Source organism: Vibrio paucivorans (genome assembly GCF_054053395.1).
The window spans coordinates 423,625-448,145 of sequence record NZ_CM133231.1; the positions used below are offsets into that span (position 1 = coordinate 423,625).

Here is a 24,521-nt window from a genome sequence, read left to right on the forward strand (position 1 = left end):
AGTAGCTCCCATTTTTTCGCAACATTACATTCTCATTCCGCCATCGACTTCCAGAACTCGGCCTGTGAAATAGTCGTTTTCGAAGATGTATTTCACAGCATGGGCAATCTCTGCGGGGTCACCTATTCTGCCCACAGGTACCATTTTGTTAAGCCTGTCGATCGCTTCTGGTTTTAAAGAGTCCGCCATCGCGGTTTTAATGATCCCGGGAGCAATAGCTGCAGCACGTATCCCATACCGAGCGAGTTCCTTCGCCCAGCACGTTGCCATCGCGGCGACTGCGGCTTTCGAGGCTGAATAGTTGCTTTGCCCGATGTTACCAGCCCTCGCAACACTCGAAATGTTGATGATGACACCTTTACGGTTGGTTTCTATCATTTTGGCTGCCGCTTCACGGCCACACAAAAATGTCCCATTCAAGTTAACGTTGATAACCGAATTGAACTGCTCGAGGGACATCTTACTCACTTCACCGTCTTTGGACTTAACGAGCAACCCATCACGAAGGATGCCGGCATTATTGATAAGCCCATCTAACTGCCCAAAGTCTGAAACCACCCGGTCAAAAGTGTGCTCAACTTCCTGCTCGTTAGTAACATCCACCGTGTAAATCATCGCTTTGGTGCTTAGCATATGACATTGCTCTTGGGTCTCGCGTAACGCTTGTTCGTTAACGTCGAGTAGAGCGAGTTCAGCACCAGAATGCGCTAACGTCACCGCCATCATTTGCCCCAGCCCTTGGCCTGCGCCAGTAATTGCAATCACACTCTCTTTAAGGTTCATTCTTTATAATCCTTTGCTGTAATCGTTGTTCAACTAAGCTGTTTCCACGTCGAAACGCTTAACTTGATTTCCCGCTTTGGTAGTATTCAAACAAACTCGAAAAGTCGAGCTCTTCGTTGCCTTGGGCGTTATGAAATGCGTATAGATTTCTAGCGAGTGAGCCCATAGGTACAGGCGATTGGCTATTCGATGCAGCATCTAGCCCCAAGCCAAGATCTTTGAGCATCAACTTAGACATAAATCCAGGTTGGTATTGATTACTTGCGGGCGCATTTTCCATCACACCGGGGCAAGGGTTATACAGCTCTAACGCCCAGTTCCGACCCGAGCTTTGCAGCATGATGTTAGAGAGCACTTTTGGATCGAGCCCATTTTCGATACCTAGATTGAGCGCCTCACACGTGCCCGACATTAAAATACCCAACATCAGGTTATTACAGATTTTACTCATCTGCCCGTCACCTGCCTGCCCTGCATGGAAAATGTTCTTACCCATATGTTTCAGCACAGCTTCTGCTTTGCTGAAAGCCGAATCTGATCCGCCCACAATAAAAGTAAGCGTACCTGCCACTGCTCCTGCTACGCCGCCAGAAACAGGTGCATCGACGAATTCTAAGTTGTTTTTGTGCGCTTCATTGGCTACCAATCTTGCGCTATCGGGATCGATAGTTGAAGAATCAATAAGGAAAGTTCCCGCGTTCACCAGCGATAGCAAACCCTTATTGCCATTATGATCGCCTAAATACACCGCTCGAACATGAACCCCAGCAGGTAACATGGTCACAACGGTTGCAACTTCAGATACTGCTTGTTCCATACTAGACGCGACGACCGCACCGAGATCACCTAATGGTTTCGTCACTTCTTCGTTTAAGTCGAAGACCGTTACGGCCATTCCTGCTTTGAGTAAGTTGGTCGCCATCGGGCCACCCATGTTGCCAAGCCCGATAAACGCAATACTATTGCTAGCCATGTTATTGCTCCTCTTGGATTTGTCCTAGTGCCCTTAATGGATGCTGAGATTCTGTCCAGAGCGGTGCAAAAAGTTCATCCATCGTAGTGTTCGGTACTTCATCAACGCCTTTGTAAAGCCAATTGGGGTTGCCATCTTTATCTATCAGCCTCGCGCGTACCCCTTCTTGAAACTCGCCAAGTAATCCGCATCGCACTGACAAACTAAGTTCAAATCGGAAACAGTCCGCCAAAGATAACGAGCGGTATTGGTGGGTTTGCGCAAAGCAAATGTGCGCAGTAATAGGGCTACCTGAACGCAGCGCGGACTTAGCAGATTCAAACCACTTATACGAAGGGCTTGTAGTCGGGACATCAAGTGATAAAATTTCGCCGACCACAGTGACAGTGTCACCCATCATGCAAGCGAACTTCACGGCGTCTAGATAAGGTGTTAAGAGTGGGTCTGGTTTATCTGCCGACGCCATTTTAGATAGACTATAAATGAGCTCTTTTACTGCTTGAGATTCATCGTCAAGCGCCTCCCAACCAATGTGCTGCAGTTGCTCAAATAAGTTCTGTTTGTGTTCTGGCAATATCACCGCGTCGGCGAATCCTATTGCTTCAGCATCCGTCGCATTAACCATACTGCCCGTCAAACCTAAGAACAGCCCGACACCTTGGTCCAATTGGTTGAGGAACCATGTCCCGCCGACATCTGGGTAAAGCCCAATATTAATTTCTGGCATCGCCAGTCGGGATTTTGGTGTAACGACTTTGAATTCAGCGCCCATGTATAGCCCCATCCCGCCGCCCATGACGATACCTTCACCCCAAGCAATCAAAGGCTTGCTATAAGTATGTATAAGGTAGTCGCACTGGTATTCGACGGTGAAATAGGCCTCGAAGAATTCTTGTGCCTCGGCTTTACTTTTTGTGTACATCACGTCATACATTGCACGTACATCACCGCCTGCGCAAAACGCTTTTTCACCCGAGCCCTCTAGCACCACACAAGCGATGCTTGGGTCTCGCTGCCATTGTTCCAGTTGCTGCTTTAGCTCTACCAACATATGGAATGAGAGCGCGTTCAACGAGCCAGGATTATCGAGTGTCGCAATGGCAATTTTTGAGTAGCCGTTTTCACACGGCAATTCACGAAATGCCACTTGACCCGCACCTTTGGGTATCTCCGTTTTTCTTTTTAGATCTGAGCTTCTTTGAACCTTTTTACCGTTAATTGCCATACGCTATACCTTGCGGTTTAACCGTTTTTCCATTCTGGTTTACGTTTTTGCAAAAACGCTTGTACGCCTTCTTTCTGGTCTTGGGTATCAAACAGGTCGAGAAACAAATCTCGCTCTTTGACCAAACCATGTTGCTGGGTTGCACCACGCGTAATCTGAATCAATGTTTTACATGCGGTCACCGATAACGGAGATTGATTGGCTACCGATTCCGCTAGCTTCATTGCACTTTCAAGAGATTGCCCCTGCTCCACCACTTCTTCGACAAGCCTTATGTTTAATGCTTTCTCAGCTTTGATCTGTTCCCCGCAGAGAATAATGCGTTTTGCCCAACCTTCACCGACTAGTGCTGTAAGGTTTTGCGTACCACCGGCACATGGCAGCAGTCCAACTTTCGCTTCCGGCAACGCTAACACGGCTTGTCGTTCTGCAATTCGAATATCACAAGCTAACGCAACTTCAAGTCCGCCTCCCATGGCATAACCATTGATTGCAGCAATAGAGACTCCTCTGAAAGAAGACAGTGCTTCAAACGCTTCGCCAAATACCCTCGCCATCGTCGAAGCCATCGCTTTGTCGCCATCCGCAAACAAATTTAGATCGGCACCTGCGGAGAAGAATTTTTCACCTTGGCCAGTTAGCACCAACGCATAAATGTTCTTATCATGGTTTAACGACTCTACTAATGCTTTAAGTTGAGTCAGGCTGTCTTGCGTCCATGTATTTGCTGGCGGGTTATTCATTGTTAGCTGCGCAACGTGCCCGATGACCTTCATTTCTATCGCTGCAACGCTGTCATTGGCTTTTTGGCTCATTGGCATTCTCCTAGCATTTTGCGTCTGTTATCTACTGCTTCATTCTTTGAATACTCTCGACATTCCAACATAAGTTAGGACTAAACTCGTGAACGAAAACTTACAGCCGGTTAAGTAAGTTCGTCCCCCGACAGTATTCGTCTGGTGATGATCAATCGCATGATCTCATTGGTCCCTTCTAAAATTTGATGGACACGAACATCGCGGAAGAAGCGTTCCATTGGGTATTCTTTGATGTATCCGTAGCCGCCATAGAGCTGTAAGGCATGATCACAGACTTTAAAGCCCACATCGGTGGCAAAGCGTTTGGCCATCGCACAATACGTTGTGGCATCTGGATTTTGATTATCGAGTTTGGATGCTGCTAACCTTACTAATTGACGCGCCGCAACTAGCTCTGTAGCCATATCAGCCAACTTAAATTGCAGCCCTTGGAATTGAGAGAGGCTTTGACCAAATTGCTTTCGCTCTTGAAGGTACTGGGTTGCATTATTTAGCGCTTGCTGCGCAGTGCCGATGGAGCAAGTAGCAATATTGATCCGGCCACCATCGAGCCCTTTCATCGCGAACTTAAAACCTTCACCTTCTTCACCTAGTAAGTAGTCGTTGGGAACTTCTACGTTTTCGAACGTAACGGCTCTCGTTGGCTGACTGTTCCAACCCATTTTAGGTTCTGGCCGGCCGTAACTGATTCCCGGTGTATCCGCGGGAATCACAAATGCCGATACACCTTTAGCTCCGAGTTGGTTAATGTCTGTTCGAGCCATCACAACCAATACATCGGTTTCACCCGCTCCGGATATAAAGGCTTTACCGCCATTGAGTAAGTATTTGTTCCCATGCTTTTGTGCTGTTGTAGCAAGCGACGCCGCATCTGAGCCAGCGTTAGGCTCTGTTAAGCAATACGAACCTAACCATTCACCAGTAATGAGTTTAGGGCAAAAGTGTTGCTTGGCTTGCTCACTTGCGAAACTAGCAACCATCCACGACACCATGTTGTGAATCGTCATGTAGGCAGTGGTAGAAGTACAACCTTTGGAAAGTTGCTCAAATACGATTGAAGCATCTAATCGGCTGAGCCCAAGGCCACCCGCCTCCTCCGGCGTATAAAGGCTTAAGAACCCTAACTCGCCGGCCTCACGAATGACCTCCTTAGGAAAGATATGTTCTTCATCCCAAGTAGCAGCCATCGGCGCGAGCTTATCCATGGCGAACTGATACGCTGTGTCACTAAATGCTCTTTGGTCTTCACTAAGTTCGAAATCCATAGGAACTCCTTACCTTGCTTGTTTATCGCCATCTTTGTTTAGGGCATTACCTTAACTGGATTGTCATATTCGGGCCTGTTGGAATGTCATCATCAAACCAACGCTGAGTGACGGTTTTGGTTTCGGTATAGAAACGCACGGCTTGCTTACCATAGGCGTGGAGATCGCCATAAAAACTGCCGCGCCATCCCGTAAATGAAAAGAACGGTAGAGGTACAGGAATTGGTACATTTACACCGACTTGGCCAACTTGAATCTCATGTTGATACTTGCGCGCAGCGCCGCCATTCGCAGTAAAGATAGATGTCCCATTGCCATAAGGATTACGATTCACTAGTTCGATGGCGTCTTGTAGTGTGTCGACTTCAATACAGACCAGCACAGGACCAAATATTTCTTCGGTATAAATCGACATCTCAGTGGACACATTGCTAAACAGTGTCGGTCCTACCCAATTACCGTCAGGGTAACCTTCTATCGAACATTCACTGCCGTCTAATTCGCACGTTGCCCCCTGCGCCTTACCTTCTGCAATCAACCTAAGCACGCGTTCTTTCGCAGTTTTACTGATTAACGGGCCGTAACCTGCGTCGTCGTTATCCCAAGCCCCCGGACCGACTTTCGACATGGCTTGTTTTAGGTCTGGAATCCACGCTTTGCTGTCACCGACAAATACCGCCACTGAGATAGCCATACACCGCTGCCCAGCAGCACCAACAGAAGCACCAACTAAGTTACTTACCACCTGTTCTTTGTTTGCATCGGGCATGACAACCATATGGTTTTTCGCCCCAGCGAATGCCTGTACTCGTTTGAAGTGTTGAGTACCTTTGTGGTAGATGTACTGCGCGACTGAAACAGAGCCAACAAATGAGATGGTTTGAATATCTTTATGTTCTAGGAGGAAGTCGACCTCAGATTTACGGCCGTGCACTATTTGAAGCACGCCTTCTGGTGCGCCAGCTTCCATAAACAGTTCAGCTAGCCGGATTGAAGTGAGAGGTACTTGTTCAGACGGCTTCAAGATAAAGGTGTTACCGCTGGCAATAGCGATTGGGAACATCCAAAGGGGGATCATAGCCGGGAAGTTAAACGGTGTAATGCCGCAACACACTCCAAGAGGCTGAATGACCGAAAAGGTATCAATGTCCGTTGCGACGTTTTCTACCACTTCCCCCATCATATTGCTGGCAATATTGGCGGCTTGTTCGACTACTTCTATCCCACGCCAAACATCGCCTTTTGCATCTAATATGATCTTGCCTGTTTCCTGTGACAGCAACGTGGCGAGTTCATCGTGGTGCTCTTTGAGTAGATGTTGATAGCGAAGCATTAGCCTTGATCGCTCCGGAACAGCCACTTCTTTCCATGTTTTGAACGCACTTAATGCCCCATCGACAGCTTGTTGCATTTCATCAGGCGTCGAACATGGCAACCGTGCAATAACTTTATTGGTTGCTGGGTTGGTGACATCTACCCATTCTGAGGTTTTTGATTCTCTAAATTCACCGTTGATAAATAGTGGTACTGACTTAGCCATCATTCCATCCTTATCTGCTCACATGCGTTTTCTAATTACCTTCGCTATCGACTTATATGACTAGCCCGCTACATTTTGTAGTTGCATGTTAGGGGCTGTTGATCTTTCACGGGTCAGCTCTAGACTCCGATTTTTACCGCGTAGCTCAATGAGAACGCGGTACTTCAATTCCTATAGCGACAGCTTCACCGCCGCCAATACACAAAGAGGCTACACCTCGTAATGGTTTTACGTTCGCTATATCCAGCTGCTTTAGCGCATAAATTAACGTTACTAAGATTCTTGCACCGCTTGCGCCTATTGGGTGGCCTAACGCACACGCACCACCGTGAATGTTGACCTTCTCAGCCGCGATACCAAGTTGCTCGACAGCTACTTGTGTCACAACAGCGAACGCCTCGTTGATCTCCCAAAGATCAACGTCATCGACTTTCCAGTCCAACTTGTCAAGCAAGGCCTGCATGGCATAAACAGGCGCGGTGGTAAATTCACTTGGCTGCCTAGCGTGTGTTGCATGGCCAGCGATAACGGCCAATGGCGTTAGCCCCTGCTTTTTGGCGGCCGATTCACTCATTAACACTAACGCAGCCGCTCCGTCAGAAATTGCACTGGAATTGGCCGCGGTTACAGTGCCTTCTTTGGAAAACGCAGGACGTAACTTAGGGATTTTGGCTGAATCGATTGATTGAGGGTGTTGATCGTCACTAATGATGATTTCATTGCCGTGTCTGTCTGAAATGGTGACCGGAGAAATTTCAGAGGAAAATTTACCGCTGTTCTGCGCAGCTAATGCTCGCTCGACAGACAACCTGGCCCACTCATCCATCTTTTCACGACTTAAATCAAATCTATCGGCGGTCTGCTGAGCGTAAACCCCCATCAACTCACCTTCGTAAGCATCTTGTAGCCCGTCGAGAAACATATGGTCGTAGGTAGATTTGTGCCCCATTCGCATGCCCTGACGTGACTCGGTCAGTAAATAAGGAGCGTTGGTCATACTTTCCATGCCACCAGCAACAGCGCAAGAGATACTGCCAGCGCGTATTAGATCGTGCGCAAGCATGACCGTTTTAAGACCAGAACCGCATACTTTGTTGAGAGTGGTACAGCCAACGGATTCTGGTAACCCAGCGCCCAACGCAGCTTGCCTTGCGGGCGCTTGCCCTACACCAGCGGGCAACACACATCCCATATAGACTTCATCAACCAGGTCGTTTGGAAGATGAGCGTCTGCAAGCGCGCCTTTAATCGCTATTGAACCAAGTTTAGGCCCAGGCACGTTGGCAAGAGCGCCTTGAAAGCTACCCATTGGTGTTCGTTTCGCTGAAACAATCCAAATGTTCTCGTCCATCATGCCCTCTAACATTCCGTTTTCTATTTACCGACGATTTATTGGGTTACAGATGGCTTGTTGGTGCGTGTTAGCTATCGCATTAATTCACCGCTGTTCTTTCTCCAATAACGCTATCGTCGTCGCCAAATTCAATGCAGCTAACCTGTTTATTTTCTGTACTGCAATTTCTTGACGTTTTCGTAAGCATAGCACTAACATTTACGTAAACGTAAAGAAACAAGTTGATTACATGTCAAGATTTTTAAACACCTAACATCAGATGTGTTTTGCCCAATGATTGCGTCAACATTCGCAATCTACTTTAGGTTTTATAGTGTGTAATCAAGTCCGCTTCATTAGCGACACCACCCTTGGTTAAGCCTTATATGCCAAGCCTTTTGGGGAGATCATCAAGTGGAAACATTTAAGATCAGTGAGCTCGCGAAAGAGTTTGAAATCACAACCAGAAGTATCCGATTCTATGAGGATATGGATCTGATTCATCCTGAACGAAAAGGGAGTATTCGCGTATATCAACACCGCGATAAAATTCGGCTAAAGCTCATTTTACGTGGCAAGCGGCTGGGGTTTTCCCTTGCCGAAATTCGAGAATTGTTTGATTTATACGATACCAATCAAACCGATACTCAGCTGACCAAAATGCTCGACATCATTGCCCAAAAGCAGGCGTCTCTACAAACACAACTCGACGACATAAGCGCTGTTATGTCAGAGCTTGATACTGCCAAAGCACGTTGTCTTGACGCTCTCAATCGCACCAATCCAAATTAAAATGTCGGAGGCAATATGATTTCCAATTATCACTCTCTGAATTTTGGACTCGATGACACTATAAACATGCTTCGAGACCACGTGTCTGGATTCGCCCAAGAGCACATAGCCCCTATCGCAAGCCAAATTGATCACGACAACGAGTTCCCTAACCACCTTTGGCCGCTACTTGGTGAAATGGGACTATTAGGAGTAACGGTATCAGAACAATATGGTGGCTCAGGAATGGGGTATCTTGCGCATGTCGTCGCTATGGAAGAAATCAGCCGAGCTTCCGCTTCTGTCGCGCTCAGTTATGGGGCGCACTCTAACTTGTGCGTGAATCAAATATTTCGCAACGGCACTGACGTACAGAAGCAAAAATATCTACCCAAATTAATCGATGGTTCCCACGTTGGAGCTCTTGCCATGAGTGAGCCAAATGCAGGTTCAGATGTGGTAAGCATGCAGCTTGACGCCAAACTAAATGGCGATCATTATCTGCTTAACGGTACTAAAATGTGGATTACCAATGGGCCCGATGCTGACACTCTAATTGTTTACGCAAAAACAGATCCCGACGCAAAGTCGCACGGTATTACTGCGTTTATTATCGAAAAGCAGTTTGCAGGATTTAGCCATGCCCAAAAGCTCGATAAGTTAGGCATGCGTGGTTCAAATACATGTGAACTGGTGTTCGAAAATTGTGTAGTCCCTACTCAAAACGTGCTTGGCAAAGTGAACCACGGCGTTGAAGTGCTAATGAGTGGGCTCGACTATGAGCGCGTCATACTCGCAGCGGGTCCATTGGGCATTATGCAAGCCTGCCTCGACCTTGTTGTTCCCTATATCCACGACCGTAAACAATTTGGCCGCTCCATTGGTGAATTTCAACTGGTACAAGCCAAAGTCGCCGACATGTACACCCGAATGAATGCTGCGAAAGCCTATGTTTACACCGTCGCAGCCGCGTGTGACCGAGGCGAGTCGACCCGCAAAGATGCAGCTGGCGTTATTCTTTATTCGGCGGAACTCGCTACTCAAATGGCACTTGATGCGATTCAACTGCTTGGCGGCAATGGATACATCAACGAGTTTCCAGCTGGCCGACTACTGCGTGACGCCAAGCTTTATGAAATTGGTGCTGGTACTTCTGAGATCCGACGAATGCTTATTGGTCGTGAGATATTCGTAGAATCGAACTAAGGAAGGTTTCATGGCCGTGCTATCTACTAAAATTAAAACCTCCACGCCTCTGTTTACTGGTAATCAGGAAAACATGGAGCGTTTAGTCGGACAGTTAAAAGACGATATCGCCTGTATCAAACAGGGGGGTGGCGAAAAAGCCATTGCGCGTCAACGAGGTAAAGGCAAACTGCCAGTTCGAGAGCGAATTGAGGCCCTTATCGACGACCAGTCTACCTTTTTAGAAGTTGGGCAGTTTGCGGCATGGAAAGTGTACGATGAACCGATTCCTTGTGCCGGCGTGGTTGCGGGTATCGCTACCGTAAATGGCATCACCTGCATGATCATTGCTAACGATCCTTCGGTCAAAGGTGGCACTTACTATCCGTTGACGGTTAAGAAGCATTTACGCGCACAAGAAATCGCAGAGCGTTGCCAAATCCCTTGTATCTATTTGGTTGACTCTGGAGGCGCTAACCTGCCTCATCAAGCTGAAGTTTTCCCCGATAAAGACCATTTTGGGCGGATTTTTTTCAATCAGGCTCGAATGTCAGCGAAAGGGATACCACAAATAGCGGTTGTGCTTGGCTTATGTACTGCTGGTGGCGCCTATATTCCAGCGATGGCTGATGTATCGATCATCGTTAAGAACCAAGGGACAATTTTTCTCGCTGGCCCACCACTGGTTAAGGCCGCGACAGGCGAAGTGGTTACGGGCGAGGAGCTCGGCGGCGCGGATGTACATTGCAAAAAGTCCGGTGTTGCCGATTATTATGCACAAAATGAAGTTGAAGCGTTGACCCTTGCAAAGCAGGCTGTTTCGAGTGCAGTGCCCTATTCCAACCAATTGTCTTCAAACTCAGCAAGTGCGCCGCCACCTAGATACGATGCCGGTGAAATTTACGGCATAGTGAACGCCGATCTACGCTTATCATTCGATGTACGAGAAGTCATTGCGCGGGTTGTCGATAACTCCGAGTTCGACGAATTTAAAGCTCTGTACGGAAAAACATTAGTGTGCGGGTTTGCCCACATTGACGGCCATCCAATTGGGATCGTAGCGAACAACGGCATCTTATTTTCAGAATCTTCACAAAAAGGCGCGCACTTTATCGAGCTTTGCTGCAAAAGAAAAATTCCGTTGTTGTTCTTGCAAAACATCACTGGATTTATGGTTGGTAAGAAGTATGAAGAAGAAGGCATTGCCAAGCACGGTGCGAAGTTAGTCATGGCGGTTGCGTGTGCAGATGTACCTAAGTTTACCATTGTTATTGGCGGCTCATTTGGAGCGGGTAACTATGGAATGTGCGGCCGCGCCTACGACCCAACCCTAATGTGGATGTGGCCAAACGCCCGAATTTCAGTCATGGGTGGTGAGCAAGCTGCGGGTGTCATGTCACAAGTAACCCGAGAAATAAAACAGCGTAAAGGCGAAGATTGGACAGCTGAACAAGAGAGTGCTTTCAAGCAACCTATTATTGATATGTATGACGAACAAGGCAGTCCTTACTACGCTAGTGCACGGCTTTGGGACGATGGCATTATCGACCCAAAAGATACACGTGCAGTACTTTCTCAAGCATTAGCGGCCGTCGCACATGCGTCCATTCCAGATAGCCAGTTTGGTATCTTCCGCATGTGATAACGATAAGATTATGAGAGGGAATCACTCAAATGGCAGAATCATCAAACAACACTGTTCTTACAGACATAACCGATAACGGCGTTGCGACGATTACCCTCAATCGCGTCGATAAGAGTAACGCGTTTGATGCCTCTATAATTCAATCACTTATACGCGAGATAGACACTCTTAGTTCGGATATAACTATACGCTGCCTTGTGTTACGTGGTAACGGAAAACACTTTTCAGCGGGTGCCGATTTGCATTGGATGAAGTCAATGGCCAACAAATCAAAGCAAGAAAACCAAGATGACGCGGTTCAACTCGCTAAATTGATGCAGGTGTTAGATAACTTTCCTCATCCTACTATTGCTGTTGTTCATGGGAGTGCTTTTGGCGGTGCACTTGGCCTTATTTGTTGTTGCGATATCGCGCTCGGAACAGAGTCTTCAATCTTTTGTTTGAGTGAAGTAAAAATCGGTTTAATTCCAGCAACGATTGGGCCATATGTTTGCCGAGCGATTGGCCAACGTCATGCTCGCCGATATATGCTCACCGCAGAACGAATCGAAGCTAAAACCGCGGTAGATATCGGCCTACTTCACTATTTATGTTCACACAATACACTGCAAGAATCGCTTAACCATATCCTTAAGCAGATCCTTTCAAATAGCCCGGCAGCGCTGTCCAAAGCCAAAACCTTATGCCAACTTTGTGATTCCAAGCCGATAGATACCGCGCTTATCAATGAAACCAGTCAAATGATCGCTAATATTCGCGTATCGGAGCAAGGGCAAGAAGGACTCAATGCGTATTTTGAAAAGCGCTTACCTAACTGGGTGAAATGATGATATGAAAACTATGAGTAACTCTACTTCCCTTCCCCAATCAGTCACCATTAAAGAGATGGGACCAAGAGACGGCTTACAAAATGAAGTACAAATCTCAACAGAGGACAAAGTGCTTCTCGTTGATCAACTGTCCAAAACCGGTTTGTCGTATATTGAAGTTGGTTCGTTTGTTTCGCCTAAATGGGTTCCACAAATGGCGGACTCTAAGCAAGTATTTGAACGCATCCAACGCCACTCAGGTATCTGCTATTCGGCGTTAACGCCTAACCTTCAAGGGTTAGAATCGGCGGTAGAAGTAAAAGCGAATGAAGTCGCAATCTTTACCTCGGCGTCCGAAAGTTTCTGCCAAAAGAATATCAACTGCTCCATTGACGAAAGTATCCAGCGCTTTATCCCTGTCGTAGAAAAAGCAAAACAACTCGGAATTCCTGTAAGAGCTTATTTATCCTGCATCGTTGACTGCCCATATGACGGTAGTACCAATCCACAGCAAGTTCGAAGCATCGCAAAACAATTGCAAGATCTAGGCTGCTATGAAATCTCTTTGGGCGATACTATCGGCACTGGCACTCCACTTCGTGTCGCACGCATGCTAGAAGCCGTCATGACAGATGTTGATAAAGGAAAGCTAGCCGTTCATTTCCATGATACTTATGGACAGGCTCTCGCCAATATCTACCAAGCACTGCACATGGGAATTGGGACAATTGATAGCAGCATTGGTGGCCTAGGCGGCTGCCCTTACGCCAAAGGCGCAAGTGGCAATGTCGCCACAGAGGAAGTGCTCTACCTTTGCAAGGGACTGGGAATTGAAACCGGAGTCGATCTAGATAAAATGATTGAAACCAGTTGGTTTATCAATCGGGTGTTGGGGCGTAAGCCAACATCTAAAGTCGCATTGGCTTACGGACAAAAGTAGCAAAAGCTAGGCCTCAATCGTTTAGGTCATTCTACTCTTTGGTCGCAGTTTTAGCCTCAGAACGCTGTGCACTTGACCCCATCACTTCAAACACTCTTGCCATTGTCTCATCAAAATAAGGGTTCCAACTGAGGCGGGCGCCTACTGCATCTTCGCGGTATAAAAGCCCCCATGCGGAGTGCCAAACGTTATTCATCTCTGGGCAAACAATCGTGCTGAACTCATCTTCTTCATTCACTTTACCGCAGCGACGCATTTCTCCGTCTTTGCCATACAAAGGGTTCACTTCTCTGTATAGCGGGGAGATATGCGAGCCAGTATGAATGTATAGATCCGGACGGTTCATTGGGAATAGTACAAAGCGCTCGTCGGCATACTGTTTTTCACCGTACCAAATCAGCTGACTATTCGGGTGAGTAAACGAAGAATGAAATAAATCGTAGACGGCTTTTGATGAGATGAGTTCATCAGCCTCACTCATCATTAAGATTGCAGGTACATCGATGGTTTCAGTTTCTAACGTTTCAGCAAGTTCTTGAGTTGATTGGTAATACAAGCCCGCGCCATGCATGGCTAGCGAGTCGTAACGGCTGTAATTTAACTCGGTATCTCTGTCGGCCCAATCTATGAATTTACTTGCGAACGTCGCGTATTTAACCAATGGATCTTTCGACACAAATGCAGGAGAAAACAGTATGAGTCCAGAAATTGACGGGTTCTGAGCTGCGTGGGTCGTCACCAAGTTTGTCCCAGTCGAGAATCCACCCAACCACAATTTATCAACCTTCGTCTCAAAAAGTGCGACGTGATGGTCAACAATACCATTCCAATCACTAAGCTCAGGCAACATTAGATCAGCTGGCCGCGTTCCGTGGCCTGGTAGCAGTAGCACTCTTACTCGATAGCCTTGATTGTAAAAAGACTGAGCAATATCTGAAAACGAATATGGGGAATCGCCTAGCCCATGAACCAACAAGACCCCTTCACCGTTTGGATTATCTGGGATAAGTTCATAAGGCATTACGGCTGCGAGCTCTTTTTCCTTATCGTCGCCATGAAAAACTCGATTATCTTTCAACCATTCGCGGGTTTCGGAGACATAAAGGCCAAAACTTGGTTGCTGGTATTCTGCGATGGATGGAGAAGATTGGTACATTGGTGAATCCGGCGCGCTACTACAAGCCACCAACAACGCACTTAGAGACAACAATACACATTGGCGCACACATTTCGAAGCGACATCAAGCATCTTCATAATGAAACGCTCCTAGAATGAATAGGCATAACCAAGCTGCGGCCCTTTCTCAACAAGATCGATTTCCAAAACGGTATCTCCACTTCTGGTTTCATTGGCGATATTTAAGTAACGATAGCCAAACCAAAGATTGTGAGATTCGTTAAAGCGATAAATCCCAGAAAGATTAAAACTGCGGTTTACATCGTTATCGCCAGCGAGATTAAAATCAGCACTGACACTGATTCCCCAGTCATCATTAAAGTATGTGTTGTACTTGAGCCCAACTAACCAATCGAAAAGATGTTCGTCGGCAAGGATAGATGAAGTGTTTATATTGATTAACCCCTCATCAGATCGCGCACTAATATCAAGTTGCACTTGGCTAAACGTATGCCTTACACCGGTCAGTATCTCGAGTTTCGGGTAAACTTCATAACCAAAGAACAAGTCGTTTACCGATAAATGCATACGCGTGGTGACATTATGGCCAGGGGAAATAACTGTACCGAATATTGGCCCTGTCATCCCTTGAGTTGTCGCCTCATCTTTCATGTATAGGTAGTTAGCACGTACGCCTACCAACCACTTTCCTTTTTGGGCGTAGAAGTCCCCCATTAACCCAAAAGCTAAGCCATCCAATATGTTTTCAAATGGCACATCGACGCGTACAACATCTCCACCGGAATTAACGTCACCTTGAATACTAGGTGCCCAAATCATGGGAAAAACCAGCAAGAACTCCCATTCGTCATCAGATTGAATGTCATTGGCAAAGACAGGGCTTGAAAGCGCTAGGACGCTCAAGAGTGCAGCATTTTTCATATACGTTTGTTCCTTCTACGTACATTTTTGAATTGTTCAAGATATGGTGAAACTATGTGGCTTTTCCGTGTGCATTAATTTATCCACAACCTACATATTCACTCGAGCAATGATACTATAAAAACCATAGTAAACATTAACTTATTCGCGAACATTCGTTGCCAATTCTTAGGCAGGCATCTCGAACTTAAGTGTGCTGTCCTCCGATACTCATACTTGGTTAGGATTCCGTCACCCAATGCAACTGGTCGAGATTGTTACGATCATCATCCAATTCAATTCGGTTTCGACCTTGTCTTTTGGCTCGATACAATAAATCATCTGCTCGTTTGAATAGCTGGTGACTCAGCTCCATGTAGCGCAGTGTAGCTACTCCCCCCGACACAGTGACCATATGATGACGGCTTGCTTGGAGTTCAATGTCATTTCTGATTTGTTCAGCGACTCGCAATGCTTCAGCACGATTTAGGCTATGAAGCAATATAGCGAACTCTTCTCCGCCGTAACGATACAGCGCTTCGACGTTGTAGTTTTGTCGAATGGTGCTAGCAACTGCTTTTAGTACTTCGTCTCCTACTAGATGGCCAAATCGGTCATTAACGTATTTAAAATGATCGATATCTAGTAGCAGCAAATAACATTGACGCTCATTTTTGGCGTTTATTTGGCAGAATTCGCCAAAATCGGTATCAAAGCGCGCTCTATTATAAGCACCCGTTAACGGGTCGATATTCACTAACCATCTGATTTTTAAATGTGAGTATAATAACCAGTACAAGGCAAGAACTAAAAATGCAAACAAAGCCCCTTTCACAATCGCATTACGTCTTAAGCTTCGGATTTGGTCCAATGCATTCTTCGCGCTTCTTACCGCGATAATTTCACCACCATTTGGAAGTGGCATAGACTGGGCCAAAAATAGTTGATTGGGAAATATATTGGCTTTAAAGATGGTGAAACCTTCGATTTCAGTACGGGTAATCACGTCAGGAAGTAAATCGAGGCTTTCTTTTGTCGGTTTGTAATTCCAACTTGGCCCATCTCCCACTAACCTAAATACGCGTAATTGATCCATCCTAAGATTAGAGATACCTACACCGCGTTCATCGACAAATAAAACGGCACTGTCATTTACATGTATATATTTGATTAAATAGAGGATATTAATCTTTCTTATTAATAGCCCCTGAACTTTACCCGACTTCTCAATGCGATCGGCTATTACGATATCAGCCGTCTGCTTCGCTTGATCAAGCTGGAGTTGATATGAACGCCCAGTTTCGAATGCTCTTATCGCATAACGCCTGTCAGAGACATTTCTGCCAAACATTTGCTCTGCTCTATGCCCAGAAGCATCGATTACCACACCGTTGAGGTTCACTCTCATTAGCAAGTCACTGTCGGGACTTTGAAGTACCTGTAATCGCGGCTTCATAATGATATCGAGATAAGACGCCTCCTCCATCCTTATTAATAATTGGGAGTATTGGCGAAGGTGGTCGTATTCCGACTTTATAAATTGCACGAATTGGGTGTTGGATATATTTATCCGCTCGGTTAACTCATTGATTTGGTTATTTTTAAGTTCTTCCTTATCACGGACAAAATCATGATAGAGAAAGTGAGTCACTAAAAAAACTAATATCACCGAACACACCGCACTACCTATAAGGAGTAGGATATTTTTCTTAGTGACTTCCATGTATAATTTTATTTGATGATGATCGAGTAATTAGTTTATTTAATCGATAATATTGAAAATACAGTAAATTTACTGCACTCATATACCGTATTGTTCAAGTACGATCACCGTCATAAACTCGTTTTCTCTATTGCAACTTTTTCATATCGCTAAGCCTGAATCTTGATGTATAAAATTAATAGTTTTGAAGATTTACTCTTTGTTCAAACCGACATATTGACCAACCGCCCTGCTAAAGACTACGATCAAACGCTGAACCATGTTGCACGGCTCGCTCTCGACTGGTTTAAGCTAGATAGGCTAACGCTTTTCCCAAACTCTATGATTTTGCTTGATGCCGACAAACGCATTTCTGTTTCACGTGATGGTGTCCCTCCGCTGAACAAGCAAAACTTGATGGTGGGTAACTATCGTGATTACTTACAGATTTTGCGTACCGACAAGCAATGGCAGCTGTTTCATGATGAGCAGTTAAAAAGCCACCCTCTCGACCCACTTAAAGAACTCTATAAAGAAGGCATCCGCTACCATGGTGTAGTAACGCTCAAGCAGTTTGGCCAACAGTGGGGAGGCATTGCTTTTTCTCGCTTTAACAATGATGCAGGTGAACACCAACAGCGTGATATTTTGCGTTTAAAGTTGATATCAGACACTTGGCTTCATTACTGGCATCACGCGACTTTGAGTTTGAGTTTGAATGCAGATAAGCAAGCAGGAAAAAGTGACAATAAAAAGCTACTGCTATTAAGCCAGAAGCAATGTGATATTTTGCGTTTGCTCGCTCAAGGGTACACAGCTAAACAGATAGCAGAAAAGCTCTACGTTAGCCCACGCACTGTAGAATCTCATAAGTACCGTATGTTGGATTTACTTGATTTAAACACACATACAGAATTGGTCCAGTTCGCGCTACGTAACGGCCTAGGAATTGAGACAAGTTAGGTAGCTCTCCTTCCCGTCAAGCAAAATGATTAGATCGAAAAAACGCCGTCAGTGACGGCGTTTTTGTTTTTACGGTTAGTTGTTTTCTATCAACATGGTTCCTGCCCCAGTATTGGAAACAGGTGCATGATAACTGCTGAGGAGTACGTTTAAGTCACCCTGTAACGCACCTCTCATACCCAACCACATAATGAACTCAGGCCCTTGCGCACCAGCGTTTTCAATTAAGTCGAGAATCGAAAACTTGGTTAGGCATTCTGGATCATCGATCAGTTTGTCCATGCAATATAAATCAAACTTCTTATTGATAAACCCTGCTCGCTCACCATCAAGTTGATGTGAAAGCCCACCAGTGCCTAGAACGACAACTTTTAGGTCTTTGTCGTAACTTTCTACTGCTTTACCAATTGCTTTTCCTAAGTCGTAGCAACGCTTAGGCGAAGGCATAGGATGTTGCTCAACGTTGATGCAAACTGGAATAACTTTCATGTGTCCGTAGGATTGATTTGGCCACATAAGCTGCATTGGCACAGTCAATCCATGGTCCACTTTCATCTCTTGGCAGATAGTAATATCGAACTCGTTCTCGACTAACTCGTTACAGATGTGCCAAGACAAATCTGGGTCACCTTGAATATCGGGAATAGTTTGAATGCCCCAACCTTCATCGGCATTTTTGTATTGTTGCGCTGCACCGATCGCAAATGTTGGTTTCTTATCCAAGAAAAATTCGAGGCCATGGTCATTGTAAAAAACGATCGCGACATCTGGTTGCACTTCATCAAGCCATTGGTGAATAGGCGGATACGCGTCAAACAGAGGTTTCCAATAAGGGTCCTGTTGAAGGTTATTTTCTATCGCTTTACCGATAGAAGGAATATGTGAAGTTGTGATACCACCAATAATATTCGCCATAATTACTTCCCTGCGTCCAATAGCATTTGTTTAAATTCTTCGACCGACATTCCCGTTTGCAGTGCACCTATGTCTTGCATGTTCAAACCAAGCATTCCAACAAACTTCGCTAAGTAGTAGATACTGCCACCCTCTTGAAGTAGGCCCAGTACGTCACGCTCTTTGATTGCTGTTTTTTGTGCTTCTGTTAACCCATACTTGTCACAGTAGGCCATTTCATCCGCAAGAAAGGCTTCTCGGCCTTCAGCGCCGTTTAGTGAATGGCACATTTTATTTAGTCCGTATCCCTTCTGTGCCATTTCACCGTCGAACATGGTCGTGCCAGGAATGGATGATTTATTTTTTAAGTAAGACATAGCTATACGCTCTCCGACCAGTACAGTTTCATTGGATTAGTGATTAACAGGGTTTGCTGCAGCTCTTCTGTCACTGCAATCTTTGGAATTACATCAACCAAATGACCATCATTCGGTGTGTGTGACTTCATATTCGGGTGTGGCCAGTCCGTCCCCCACAAAACACGAGTTGGGAATTTTTCAACCAACGTTTTCGCGAATGGAACTACATCAGAATAATCTGGCGGTGTCAGTGTTAAACGCTCTGGGCAGCTCACTTTCGTCCAGATGTTTGGGTTACGTTCCATCATATTGATGAACTTTGAGAACTCTTGACTATCTACCCCTTTAGCCACGTCTGGACGACCCATGTGGTCAACAACAACAGTCATATCCAGCTCGTCTAAGAAAGGTGCGACTTCATCAATGTCTTGCGACTCAAAATAGACCACGACATGCCAGCCTAATGGACGAATCTTATCTGCGATTCGTTTGAGTTTATCTTTGGGTACGGTATCGACTAAGCGCTTAACAAAGTTAAAACGCACTCCACGTACACCCGCTGCGTCCATAGTTTCTAGCTCTTGTTGAGTAACATGTTCGTCAACAAATGCGATACCACGAGCCAGTTCACCTGCAGACTCTAGTGCGTCAACTAAGGCGGAGTTGTCTGTACCATGGCATGAAGCCTGTACTATTACGTTGCGGCTAAAACCAAGGTGGTCACGCAACGCAAATAGTTGTTGTTTTGACGCATCACAAGGTGTGTACTTACGTTGTGGCGAATAAGGGAATTGGTTTGCAGGGCCAAAAACGTGGCAATGTGCATCTACCGCCCCTTTTGGCACGACAAACGTTGGTTTACTTGGGTTTGGATGGAAAGGTAAGTAATCAGCGTCCATGTTTCTTCCTTAATTATTCTTTGCCGAACACACAACCATCAAACAGCTTACGTGCCGTTCTTAAGATCGCTGCAGATTGGACTTGGTTATTTTCAACATCCAACACCACAGTCATTTTACCTATTGGGTGCTCGACGTCTAAAGTCATTGTGTTACTCATTTTTACTGAGCTAAGCTCATTCGCTGGTGATTGTTCAAGAATACAAGCACTTGCAACGCTAACTGCACCCAAAACCCCAATCGATGCATGGCAGCGACGTGGAATAAATGTTCGAGTGGAAATCGCACCTCCATATTGAGGAGCACTCACCAGAGACATTTTTGGTACCGATAACTCTGTTACATCACCTAAGTTCATCAGTGGTCCCGCTTGCAGACGAATCGACTCTAACTTTTGCTTTAGCTCGTCGTTTGCATCCAGTTGTTCACGGGATTCATCACCGCTCAACCCAAAATCTTGCGCTTTGAGCACTACAACCGGCATTCCGTTGTCAATAAGTGTCACGCTAACACCATCTATAACATCGACTTGAGAACCGCTTGGCAGCAATGAACCACAAGTAGAGCCAGCGATATCTTCAAACGTTACGGCTATTGGTGCCGCCGTACCCGGCACGCCGTCGATACAGCAATTGCCTTGATAAGTGACCTTCTTTCCTGGTGTTTTTACGGTAACCGTTGCAATTTGTTGAGTGTTTTCCATAAACACACGTACTGGTGTTTCACCGTCCCTTGCTTCAACTAATCCGCGCTCGATTGCAAATGGAGCGACTCCGGCAAGAATGTTGCCACAATTTTGCTTACCACTGACGAGGGCCTGATCGACGAATACCTGTAAGAAAAGATAATCAACGTCTACACCATCTCTGCTTGATGGTTCTACGATGGCTACTTTAGAAGTAAGAGGATCCGCGCCGCCAATACCATCGATTTGCCTTTCGTCAGGTGTTCCCATTACCGACATCAGAAATGCATCCCTTGCTGAGCTGTCAGCAGGTAGATCGGATTTTAGGAAGAACGCCCCTTTAGACGTGCCAGCCCTCATCCACATGCACGGAGTGCCGCTAGACATATTTCAGCCCTTTTTCAGCTAAACGACCGCGCATATCGTAGATGTCTAAACCAAGCTCACCATTAGCAAGTCGTACACGTTTCGCCTCTTCGCGCTCCATACGGTCAAGTGATGCTAACAACACCTGTTGCGCTTCTTTACGGCGTACTACCACTACACCATCGTCATCAGCGACCATGATGTCACCAGGGTAAATCAACTCATTCGCACACGTCATCGGGACATTTACTGAGCCAAGCGTTTCTTTGATAGTGCCTTCACTAAATACCGCTTTTGACCACACAGGGAAATTCATCTCTCGTAAGTCACGCGTATCTCTGACACCACCTTCGATAATAAGACCTACAACGCCACGAGCTTGAGCAGAAGTCGCCAGTAGGTCACCGAAGTAACCATGATTTGACGGCGATGTTGGCGCAAACACTAAAAAGTCACCTTTTTGTGCTTGTTCAATCGCAACATGCATCATCCAGTTATCACCCGCCGCGCCGGAAATTGTTAACGCCGATCCCGCTACCGCTTCGCCTTCGAAAATTGGTCGCATGTAATGAGCGAGCAACCCACGACGACCTTGTGCTTCATGGATAGTGGCAACACCACACTTACGCAAACCCTCAATCACTTCTTGATCTGCTCGCTCGATGTTCTGTACTACTACGTTTTGCATAACCGACTCCTACACTTTCAAACGGCTGAACACACGACGAGCATTGCCCTCGAAGATAAGTGCTTTTTCAGCATCAGTGACTTTGTCACTTGCATCGATATAACGTTTGGTATCATCAAAGTAATGACCCGTTTCCGGATCAACACCGCGAACAGCACCAATCATTTCTGAAGCAAACAGGATGTTTTCCGCCGGGAGAATGTCGAGCAACAGATCAATCCCTTTTTGGTGATAGACACACGTATCAAAGTAGATGTTCTTAAGTACGGTTTCTTCTAACGGAGGTAGCCCCATATCTTGTGCGATACCACGGAAGCGTCCCCAGTGATAAGGCACTGCACCACCACCATGAGGAATAATGATTTTCAGTTCAGGGAAATCTTTAAACACGTCTGAAGTCATTAGTTGTTGAAATGCTGTCGTGTCCGCACCCAAGTAGTATGAAGTGGTCGTATGTAGACAAGAATTGCACGAGCCGCTTACATGAATCATTGCTGGAACATCAAGCTCAACCATTTTTTCATACAGAGGATAGAAAGAGCGGTCGCCCAAAGAAGCGTCTTTCCAGAAACCACCTGTCGTATCAGGATTGAGGTTACAGCCGATAAAGTCCATTTCTTCAACACAACGAACCAACTCTGGAATTGATTTTTCAGGGCTAATACCCGGAGACTGTGGAAGCTGAGCAACTGGAGCAAAGTTGTTAGGAAATAGATCGCACACGCGGCGGATCAAGTCGTTCTGATGCTCAGTCCAAAAACGGCTAGTGTGTTCGTTGCCAATATGATGCCCCATCCAGCTTGCTCTTGGAGAGAAAATCGTCAAGTCTGTGCCGCGCTCTTTTTGTAAACGCAGTTGGTTGTTGACAATACTTTCACGAATTTCGTCATCGCTAATATGGATTGTGCCTTTTGAACCAACGTAGTTTGGATCATTTGCCAACGCTGCCTTTTGGCTTTCTCGGTAATCACCTACTTGAGGAGGCGTTGTTGTGTAGTGTCCATGGCAATCGATAATCATCTATCCATTCCTTTTTTGTTTTGATTTACGATTACTATATCGAGCAATATTATGGTTCGACTATTTCAATTTATTTCGTTGCTATAAGTTTTTGAGATAACCAAGACAAATTACAGCGACTTAAATATCCCCTAACCCTTTAACCTACCGAGTTTGTTCAAAATTGAATGGGTGTTAAGAAAAAACAATTATGTGAAGTATATTAGCTCTGTTAACGTAACATTAAATATCACGGAGAGATGTATTATGATTCGTTGCTGCTTATTTGGAAAAAACATCACAAAATCACAGTCGCCTAATTTCCATAACTCTTTATCTAAACAATTAAATATTGATTTAAATTATCATTTGGAATCGATAGACAGTGGTTGTTCAATAGAGTTTAAGCAACGAGCCAGTCAATTACTGACTTCTAATATTGACTCTGCCAATATCACTTACCCATACAAAGAAACGGCTATCGAAGTAGCCGATATCCTCGATCGTTCCGCTCAGCGAGTCGGCGCCGCAAATACTCTGGTTAGTAAAAATGGCAAGATTGTCGCGTACAACACCGATTACTCAGGTTTTATAGCAGCCTATAAAGCCTTTCGCGTTGCGAAGCCGGGTAATGTGGTGTTGATTGGCTGTGGTGGCGTAGGTAAGGCGATTGCGAAAGGCTTGTCGGATCTTGGCGTTAAGCACATCAGTCTTTACGATCACGACCTATCGAAAGCAAAACAACTGGCCGAAGAGCTCGAACATGATAATGTGTCTGTTGATATACCAACAAGCCAAGAGCAACTAAAAGTACGAGCGTTGGATGCAGACGGATTAGTTAACTGTACTCCAGTTGGCCATTACAGTCTTCCTGGCACACCAATCCCCTCCGAGTGGATTAACCAACAACAATGGCTGTTTGACGCTGTATACACGCCCATCGACACTGAGTTTGTAGTTGCCGCCAAGCACAAAGAAATTGCAACCTTAAGCGGCTTTGAGTTGTTCTTCAATCAAGCCACAGATGCATTTGAACTCTTTGCCGGCCTTGATCTGGCCGCTGACCAATTGAGTCAGTTTCGAAAAGATCAGTTTTCAGATTTACGTTAAGGACAAAACAATGACAAAGCTACTTGTACTAAATGGACCAAACCTCAACCTATTAGGCACGCGTGAGCCCGGCCAATACGGTCATGAAACACTCAAAGATGTCGAAGAAAAATGTCGCCAAGTCGCGGCACAATTTGATTGTGAAGTAGAATGCTTTCAAAGTAACACTGAGGGCCACCTAATCGATGCTATTCACAAAGCAGGTGTCGAATTTAAAAATGGCGAATGTGTCGGTGTGGTATTCAACCCTGGAGCCTATACGCATACTTCAATCGCGTTACATGACGCAATTAAAGGTGTCGACGTACCGGTTATCGAAGTTCATATTTCTAACGTCCATGCGCGTGAAACTTTCCGCCATCACTCTTATATTTCACCTGTCGCAGCAGGGACAATCATTGGCATGGGTACTAAAGGCTACCCACTAGCAGTTAAATATTTGCTAGAAGATTAATCAAACCTCAAATAAATAGGTGCTGTAATGCACCTATTTTCATTTATTGAATACCCTTCCCGCTTATTTTAGTTCTT

24 protein-coding genes are annotated in these 24,521 nt (G+C 45.6%); 8 read left to right on the top strand and 16 right to left on the bottom strand.

The window, feature by feature from the left end:
* Window positions 1-24: 24 nt before the first annotated feature.
* The 7 genes from ACXABW_RS17050 to ACXABW_RS17080 form a co-directional block, all read right to left on the bottom strand.
* Window positions 25-783, bottom strand: a complete 759-nt coding sequence (locus ACXABW_RS17050; protein ID WP_457526429.1) for an SDR family oxidoreductase — start codon at window positions 781-783, stop codon at window positions 25-27.
* A 58-nt stretch (window positions 784-841) separates the two neighbouring features.
* Window positions 842-1,756 carry a 3-hydroxyisobutyrate dehydrogenase gene (mmsB, locus tag ACXABW_RS17055; RefSeq protein ID WP_457526431.1) on the bottom strand — a complete coding sequence of 305 codons (915 nt, stop codon included), beginning with the start codon at window positions 1,754-1,756 and terminating at the stop codon, window positions 842-844.
* 1 nt (window position 1,757) lies between these two features.
* On the bottom strand, window positions 1,758-2,981 hold the full coding sequence (locus ACXABW_RS17060) for an enoyl-CoA hydratase/isomerase family protein (protein ID WP_457526433.1): 1,224 nt from the start codon (window positions 2,979-2,981) through the stop codon (window positions 1,758-1,760).
* Between the two features lie 17 nt (window positions 2,982-2,998).
* Window positions 2,999-3,802 (bottom strand): enoyl-CoA hydratase, encoded by an 804-nt coding sequence (locus ACXABW_RS17065; protein WP_457526435.1) that lies wholly within the window; start codon window positions 3,800-3,802, stop codon window positions 2,999-3,001.
* A 104-nt stretch (window positions 3,803-3,906) separates the two neighbouring features.
* Complete coding sequence (locus tag ACXABW_RS17070) at window positions 3,907-5,064, bottom strand: acyl-CoA dehydrogenase family protein (protein WP_457526437.1); 1,158 nt, start codon at window positions 5,062-5,064, stop codon at window positions 3,907-3,909.
* A gap of 46 nt (window positions 5,065-5,110) precedes the next feature.
* Window positions 5,111-6,604 (bottom strand): CoA-acylating methylmalonate-semialdehyde dehydrogenase, encoded by a 1,494-nt coding sequence (locus ACXABW_RS17075; protein ID WP_457526439.1) that lies wholly within the window; start codon window positions 6,602-6,604, stop codon window positions 5,111-5,113.
* 145 nt (window positions 6,605-6,749) lie between these two features.
* Window positions 6,750-7,955, bottom strand: coding sequence for a thiolase family protein (locus ACXABW_RS17080; protein ID WP_457527210.1), 1,206 nt, complete (start codon window positions 7,953-7,955; stop codon window positions 6,750-6,752).
* A 396-nt stretch (window positions 7,956-8,351) separates the two neighbouring features.
* On the opposite strand from ACXABW_RS17080, the gene ACXABW_RS17085 reads away from it, so the two are divergent.
* From ACXABW_RS17085 to ACXABW_RS17105, 5 genes are read left to right on the top strand one after another with little or no spacing between them, the layout of a single operon-like run.
* Window positions 8,352-8,729 carry a MerR family transcriptional regulator gene (locus ACXABW_RS17085; RefSeq protein WP_457526440.1) on the top strand — a complete coding sequence of 126 codons (378 nt, stop codon included), beginning with the start codon at window positions 8,352-8,354 and terminating at the stop codon, window positions 8,727-8,729.
* Window positions 8,730-8,744: 15 nt separating this feature from the next.
* Window positions 8,745-9,914: an isovaleryl-CoA dehydrogenase gene (locus ACXABW_RS17090; RefSeq protein WP_457526442.1), complete on the top strand. Its 1,170-nt coding sequence runs from the start codon at window positions 8,745-8,747 to the stop codon at window positions 9,912-9,914.
* 10 nt (window positions 9,915-9,924) lie between these two features.
* The gene (locus ACXABW_RS17095) at window positions 9,925-11,535 is read left to right on the top strand and encodes a carboxyl transferase domain-containing protein (RefSeq protein ID WP_457526444.1); all 1,611 of its coding nucleotides are present in this window, start codon (window positions 9,925-9,927) and stop codon (window positions 11,533-11,535) included.
* A gap of 32 nt (window positions 11,536-11,567) precedes the next feature.
* Complete coding sequence (locus ACXABW_RS17100; protein ID WP_457526445.1) at window positions 11,568-12,365, top strand: enoyl-CoA hydratase-related protein; 798 nt, start codon at window positions 11,568-11,570, stop codon at window positions 12,363-12,365.
* A gap of 13 nt (window positions 12,366-12,378) precedes the next feature.
* A complete protein-coding gene (locus ACXABW_RS17105; protein ID WP_457526447.1) occupies window positions 12,379-13,287 on the top strand; it encodes a hydroxymethylglutaryl-CoA lyase in 909 nt (302 codons plus the stop codon).
* A gap of 31 nt (window positions 13,288-13,318) precedes the next feature.
* On the opposite strand, the gene ACXABW_RS17110 is transcribed toward ACXABW_RS17105, so the two are convergent.
* The 3 genes from ACXABW_RS17110 to ACXABW_RS17120 all read right to left on the bottom strand — a co-directional run bounded on the left by ACXABW_RS17110 (window position 13,319) and on the right by ACXABW_RS17120 (window position 16,781).
* Window positions 13,319-14,542: an alpha/beta hydrolase gene (locus ACXABW_RS17110; protein ID WP_457526449.1), complete on the bottom strand. Its 1,224-nt coding sequence runs from the start codon at window positions 14,540-14,542 to the stop codon at window positions 13,319-13,321.
* Between the two features lie 12 nt (window positions 14,543-14,554).
* Window positions 14,555-15,346 (bottom strand): hypothetical protein, encoded by a 792-nt coding sequence (locus ACXABW_RS17115; RefSeq protein WP_457526450.1) that lies wholly within the window; start codon window positions 15,344-15,346, stop codon window positions 14,555-14,557.
* A gap of 220 nt (window positions 15,347-15,566) precedes the next feature.
* On the bottom strand, window positions 15,567-16,781 hold the full coding sequence (locus ACXABW_RS17120; protein WP_457526452.1) for a GGDEF domain-containing protein: 1,215 nt from the start codon (window positions 16,779-16,781) through the stop codon (window positions 15,567-15,569).
* Between the two features lie 432 nt (window positions 16,782-17,213).
* Here ACXABW_RS17120 and ACXABW_RS17125 point away from each other — a divergent pair, with 432 nt between their 5' ends.
* Window positions 17,214-17,990, top strand: coding sequence for a response regulator transcription factor (locus ACXABW_RS17125; protein ID WP_457526455.1), 777 nt, complete (start codon window positions 17,214-17,216; stop codon window positions 17,988-17,990).
* A 75-nt stretch (window positions 17,991-18,065) separates the two neighbouring features.
* Here the strand turns inward: ACXABW_RS17125 and ACXABW_RS17130 are convergent, their stop codons facing one another.
* The 6 genes from ACXABW_RS17130 to ACXABW_RS17155 are packed head-to-tail and all read right to left on the bottom strand — an operon-like array spanning window position 18,066 to window position 22,901.
* Window positions 18,066-18,905, bottom strand: a complete 840-nt coding sequence (locus tag ACXABW_RS17130) for a class III extradiol dioxygenase family protein (RefSeq protein WP_457526457.1) — start codon at window positions 18,903-18,905, stop codon at window positions 18,066-18,068.
* A gap of 2 nt (window positions 18,906-18,907) precedes the next feature.
* A complete protein-coding gene (locus ACXABW_RS17135; protein WP_065741910.1) occupies window positions 18,908-19,261 on the bottom strand; it encodes a protocatechuate 4,5-dioxygenase subunit alpha in 354 nt (117 codons plus the stop codon).
* Window positions 19,262-19,263: 2 nt separating this feature from the next.
* The gene (locus tag ACXABW_RS17140) at window positions 19,264-20,142 is read right to left on the bottom strand and encodes an amidohydrolase family protein (protein WP_457526459.1); all 879 of its coding nucleotides are present in this window, start codon (window positions 20,140-20,142) and stop codon (window positions 19,264-19,266) included.
* 13 nt (window positions 20,143-20,155) lie between these two features.
* Window positions 20,156-21,214: a 4-oxalomesaconate tautomerase gene (locus ACXABW_RS17145; RefSeq protein WP_457526460.1), complete on the bottom strand. Its 1,059-nt coding sequence runs from the start codon at window positions 21,212-21,214 to the stop codon at window positions 20,156-20,158.
* Window positions 21,207-21,881 (bottom strand): 4-carboxy-4-hydroxy-2-oxoadipate aldolase/oxaloacetate decarboxylase, encoded by a 675-nt coding sequence (locus tag ACXABW_RS17150; RefSeq protein WP_171354007.1) that lies wholly within the window; start codon window positions 21,879-21,881, stop codon window positions 21,207-21,209. Before ACXABW_RS17150 ends, ACXABW_RS17145 begins: the two co-directional genes overlap by 8 nt.
* Before the next feature lie 9 nt (window positions 21,882-21,890).
* On the bottom strand, window positions 21,891-22,901 hold the full coding sequence (locus ACXABW_RS17155; RefSeq protein WP_065741914.1) for an amidohydrolase family protein: 1,011 nt from the start codon (window positions 22,899-22,901) through the stop codon (window positions 21,891-21,893).
* Window positions 22,902-23,147: 246 nt separating this feature from the next.
* On the opposite strand from ACXABW_RS17155, the gene ACXABW_RS17160 reads away from it, so the two are divergent.
* Window positions 23,148-23,990 (top strand): shikimate dehydrogenase family protein, encoded by an 843-nt coding sequence (locus tag ACXABW_RS17160; protein ID WP_457526463.1) that lies wholly within the window; start codon window positions 23,148-23,150, stop codon window positions 23,988-23,990.
* A gap of 10 nt (window positions 23,991-24,000) precedes the next feature.
* On the top strand, window positions 24,001-24,444 hold the full coding sequence (aroQ, locus tag ACXABW_RS17165) for a type II 3-dehydroquinate dehydratase (protein WP_457526465.1): 444 nt from the start codon (window positions 24,001-24,003) through the stop codon (window positions 24,442-24,444).
* Window positions 24,445-24,521 lie beyond the last annotated feature (77 nt).

What these genes read in the sequence shown, in the direction of transcription:
- ACXABW_RS17140 (WP_457526459.1), bottom strand. Translation starts at nt 20,142, where the DNA reads ATGGACGCTGATTACTTACCTTTCCATCCAAACCCAAGTAAACCAACG.
- ACXABW_RS17160 (WP_457526463.1), top strand. Translation starts at nt 23,148, where the DNA reads ATGATTCGTTGCTGCTTATTTGGAAAAAACATCACAAAATCACAGTCG.
- ACXABW_RS17080 (WP_457527210.1), bottom strand. Translation starts at nt 7,955, where the DNA reads ATGGACGAGAACATTTGGATTGTTTCAGCGAAACGAACACCAATGGGT.
- ACXABW_RS17060 (WP_457526433.1), bottom strand. Translation starts at nt 2,981, where the DNA reads ATGGCAATTAACGGTAAAAAGGTTCAAAGAAGCTCAGATCTAAAAAGA.
- ACXABW_RS17115 (WP_457526450.1), bottom strand. Translation starts at nt 15,346, where the DNA reads ATGAAAAATGCTGCACTCTTGAGCGTCCTAGCGCTTTCAAGCCCTGTC.
- ACXABW_RS17145 (WP_457526460.1), bottom strand. Translation starts at nt 21,214, where the DNA reads ATGTCTAGCGGCACTCCGTGCATGTGGATGAGGGCTGGCACGTCTAAA.
- ACXABW_RS17130 (WP_457526457.1), bottom strand. Translation starts at nt 18,905, where the DNA reads ATGGCGAATATTATTGGTGGTATCACAACTTCACATATTCCTTCTATC.
- ACXABW_RS17100 (WP_457526445.1), top strand. Translation starts at nt 11,568, where the DNA reads ATGGCAGAATCATCAAACAACACTGTTCTTACAGACATAACCGATAAC.
- ACXABW_RS17110 (WP_457526449.1), bottom strand. Translation starts at nt 14,542, where the DNA reads ATGAAGATGCTTGATGTCGCTTCGAAATGTGTGCGCCAATGTGTATTG.
- ACXABW_RS17095 (WP_457526444.1), top strand. Translation starts at nt 9,925, where the DNA reads ATGGCCGTGCTATCTACTAAAATTAAAACCTCCACGCCTCTGTTTACT.
- mmsB (WP_457526431.1), bottom strand. Translation starts at nt 1,756, where the DNA reads ATGGCTAGCAATAGTATTGCGTTTATCGGGCTTGGCAACATGGGTGGC.
- ACXABW_RS17150 (WP_171354007.1), bottom strand. Translation starts at nt 21,881, where the DNA reads ATGCAAAACGTAGTAGTACAGAACATCGAGCGAGCAGATCAAGAAGTG.
- ACXABW_RS17070 (WP_457526437.1), bottom strand. Translation starts at nt 5,064, where the DNA reads ATGGATTTCGAACTTAGTGAAGACCAAAGAGCATTTAGTGACACAGCG.
- ACXABW_RS17120 (WP_457526452.1), bottom strand. Translation starts at nt 16,781, where the DNA reads ATGAAGCCGCGATTACAGGTACTTCAAAGTCCCGACAGTGACTTGCTA.
- ACXABW_RS17125 (WP_457526455.1), top strand. Translation starts at nt 17,214, where the DNA reads ATGTATAAAATTAATAGTTTTGAAGATTTACTCTTTGTTCAAACCGAC.
- ACXABW_RS17135 (WP_065741910.1), bottom strand. Translation starts at nt 19,261, where the DNA reads ATGTCTTACTTAAAAAATAAATCATCCATTCCTGGCACGACCATGTTC.
- ACXABW_RS17065 (WP_457526435.1), bottom strand. Translation starts at nt 3,802, where the DNA reads ATGCCAATGAGCCAAAAAGCCAATGACAGCGTTGCAGCGATAGAAATG.
- ACXABW_RS17090 (WP_457526442.1), top strand. Translation starts at nt 8,745, where the DNA reads ATGATTTCCAATTATCACTCTCTGAATTTTGGACTCGATGACACTATA.
- ACXABW_RS17075 (WP_457526439.1), bottom strand. Translation starts at nt 6,604, where the DNA reads ATGGCTAAGTCAGTACCACTATTTATCAACGGTGAATTTAGAGAATCA.
- ACXABW_RS17105 (WP_457526447.1), top strand. Translation starts at nt 12,379, where the DNA reads ATGAGTAACTCTACTTCCCTTCCCCAATCAGTCACCATTAAAGAGATG.
- ACXABW_RS17155 (WP_065741914.1), bottom strand. Translation starts at nt 22,901, where the DNA reads ATGATTATCGATTGCCATGGACACTACACAACAACGCCTCCTCAAGTA.
- ACXABW_RS17050 (WP_457526429.1), bottom strand. Translation starts at nt 783, where the DNA reads ATGAACCTTAAAGAGAGTGTGATTGCAATTACTGGCGCAGGCCAAGGG.
- aroQ (WP_457526465.1), top strand. Translation starts at nt 24,001, where the DNA reads ATGACAAAGCTACTTGTACTAAATGGACCAAACCTCAACCTATTAGGC.